This window comes from Nocardioides sp. (assembly GCF_035481145.1).
In the GTDB taxonomy this organism is placed as follows: domain Bacteria; phylum Actinomycetota; class Actinomycetes; order Propionibacteriales; family Nocardioidaceae; genus Nocardioides.
On record NZ_DATIHB010000048.1, the window covers coordinates 1 to 2,479 of the forward strand.

Annotated in this window: 3 protein-coding genes and 1 tRNA gene; 3 read left to right on the forward strand and 1 reads right to left on the reverse strand. The window is 71.0% G+C overall.

Going from position 1 to position 2,479, the window contains the following annotated elements; genetic code table 11:
• The coding region (locus VLF38_RS04020; RefSeq protein ID WP_325269997.1) for a DUF2252 family protein at positions 1 to 183 on the forward strand (183 nt) is incomplete at its 5' end.
• 114 nt (positions 184 to 297) lie between these two features.
• On the opposite strand, the gene VLF38_RS04025 is transcribed toward VLF38_RS04020, so the two are convergent.
• Positions 298 to 379, reverse strand: a tRNA-Tyr gene (locus tag VLF38_RS04025).
• A gap of 82 nt (positions 380 to 461) precedes the next feature.
• On the opposite strand from VLF38_RS04025, the gene VLF38_RS04030 reads away from it, so the two are divergent.
• Together VLF38_RS04030 and galK are read left to right on the forward strand one after the other, a co-directional pair.
• Entirely contained in the window at positions 462 to 953 is a 492-nt protein-coding gene (locus tag VLF38_RS04030; protein ID WP_325269998.1) for a YajQ family cyclic di-GMP-binding protein, read from the forward strand.
• An 8-nt stretch (positions 954 to 961) separates the two neighbouring features.
• Positions 962 to 2,173, forward strand: a complete 1,212-nt coding sequence (gene galK, locus VLF38_RS04035) for a galactokinase (protein ID WP_325269999.1) — start codon at positions 962 to 964, stop codon at positions 2,171 to 2,173.
• The last annotated feature ends 306 nt before the right edge of the window (positions 2,174 to 2,479 follow it).

Here is a 2,479-nt window from a genome sequence, read left to right on the forward strand (position 1 = left end):
GCCCGCGCACATGCCCGCTCCGGCGACCCGGTGGCCATCGCCGCGTACCTGGGGCCGGACGACGCCTTCGACCGGGCGATCACGGACTTCTCCCAACGATATGCAGAGCAGAACGACCGCGACTTTGCCAGCTTCAGCGAAGCCATCCGGACCTCGCGTATCGAGGCGCTCCCGGAAGTCTGAGAGCGAGGGGTGATCGGGATGCGAGGGGGTGTCCCGGCGCCCGGACCTCAGCCGGACAACGGAGAAGGGCCCCTGACCAGTGTTTGTGCTGGTCAGGGGCCCTTCTCCTGTATGTGGCAGGTGAAGGATTCGAACCTTCGAAGGCAAAGCCGACGGATTTACAGTCCGCTCCCATTGGCCGCTCGGGCAACCTGCCGTGCTCGCCACCCGGTTTGGCCGGGCAGGAACAGGACGAAAGAATAGCGGCTGACCGCACTGGGAGAAAAACCGGAGGAGACATGGCCGACTCGTCGTTCGACATCGTCAGCAAGATCGACCGCCAGGAGGTCGACAACGCGCTCGGCCAGACGGCGCGGGAGATCGCCACCCGCTACGACTTCAAGGGCACCGGCGCCACGATCGAGTGGAAGGGTGACGAGGCCATCGAGATCAGCGCCTCCGCCGACGACCGCGCCAGCGCCGTCCTCGACGTCTTCAAGCAGAAGCTCGTCAAGCGCAACGTGTCGCTCAAGGTGCTCGACGCCTCCGAGCCCAAGCAGTCCGGCCAGCAGTCGAAGATCGGCGTCGCGCTGAAGGAGGGCATCACCTCCGAGGACGCCAAGAAGATCTCCAAGCTGATCCGCGACGAGGGCCCCAAGGGCGTCAAGGCGCAGATCCAGGGCGACGAGCTGCGCGTCTCCAGCAAGAAGCGCGACGACCTGCAGGCGGTGATCGCGCTGGTCAAGGGGCAGGACTACGACTTCGCGGTGCAGTTCACCAACTACCGCTGAGCACGGCGGTGCCCGCCACTCCGCCCGAGCCGACGTTCCTCGACCCCGGGGAGCCGGCCGGGGTCGCGCGCCGTCTCGCCGAGGCGTTCGCCTCCCGGCACGGTGCGCCGCCGGACGCCGTCGCCTCGGCTCCGGGCCGGGTGAACCTGATCGGTGAGCACGTGGACTACAACGGCGGCCGGTGCCTGCCCCTCGCGCTCCCCCACGCGACGTACGCCGCCGTGCGCCGCCGTGACGACGACGTGGTCACCGTCTCGAGCGCCCAGCGTGACGACGACTGGTCCGGCGATCTCGCGACTCTCGGTCCGGGAGCCGTGGACGGCTGGGCGGCGTACGTCGCGGGGACGGTGTGGGCGATGCACCAGCGAGGGGTGCACCTGCCGGGCCTCGACCTGATGGTGGACGGGCGCGTGCCCCTCGGTGCCGGCCTGTCCAGCTCGGCCGCGCTGGAGTGCTCGGTGGCGCTGGCCGTCAGCACCGCGGTGGGGATCGCGGACACGCCCGAGCACCGGCGCGCGCTGCTGCGGGACTGCATGCGAGCGGAGGCAGAGGTCGCCGGCGCCCCCACCGGCGGGATGGACCAGGCGGTCTCCCTGCTTGCCACGCCCGGGCACGCCCTCCTCCTCGACTGCACCACCTGGGCCACCGAGCAGGTCCCGTGGCGTCCCGAGGACGCCGCTCTGCGGCTGCTCGTCGTCGACACCCGCGTGCGGCACGCCCTCGGGGACGGGAGGTACGGCGACCGGCGAGGCGCCTGCGAGGCAGCCGCCCGGACGCTCGGCGTCACCACCCTCGCCGACGTGGTCGACCACGCGGCCGCCCTCGACCGGCTCGCCGGTGATCCCGTCGTGGTGCGCCGGGCCCGCCACGTGTTCACCGAGATGGATCGGGTGACGACCGCCGTGGGCGCCCTGACAGCTGGGGACCACACGGCGTTCGGCGCGGCGCTGACCGCCTCGCACGCGTCACTGCGGGACGACTTCGAGGTCTCCTGCCGCGAGCTCGACGCAGCCGTGGAGACCAGCCTCGACGCCGGCGCGCTCGGGGCGCGGATGACCGGCGGCGGGTTCGGCGGGTCCGCGATCGCACTCGTGCGAGCGGAGGACGAGCAGACCGTGACCGCGTCCGTCACGGCGGCCTTCACCGACCAGGGCTGGGAGTCGCCACGCTTCCTGCGCGCCGCCGCATCGGCGGGTGCGCGGGTTCACGAGACCGGGTGACGCCGGCTGCTCCGTGGCCCGACAGGCACAGGACGGCCGGTCCTCATGCCGCATCCGGCGGTGGGTACCACACCTGGGTGGCGTCCGTGGGGAAAGACACGTCACGCAGGACTGGATCCGCGGACTATCGTGGAGAAGGCGTGCCGCGCGGACCCGCGGCCAAGTGGACGTAGCACAGGAAGCAGGCGAGAGGTGACCAAGCAGGTCAAGCAGCTCGATCGCGTGATCATCAGGTTCGCCGGCGACTCCGGTGACGGCATGCAGCTGACCGGTGACCGGTTCACGCAGGAGTCCGCGGTCTTCGGC

Excerpts from the sequence above, each read along its gene's own strand:
- VLF38_RS04030 (WP_325269998.1), top strand. The coding sequence starts at position 462 with ATGGCCGACTCGTCGTTCGACATCGTCAGCAAGATCGACCGCCAGGAG.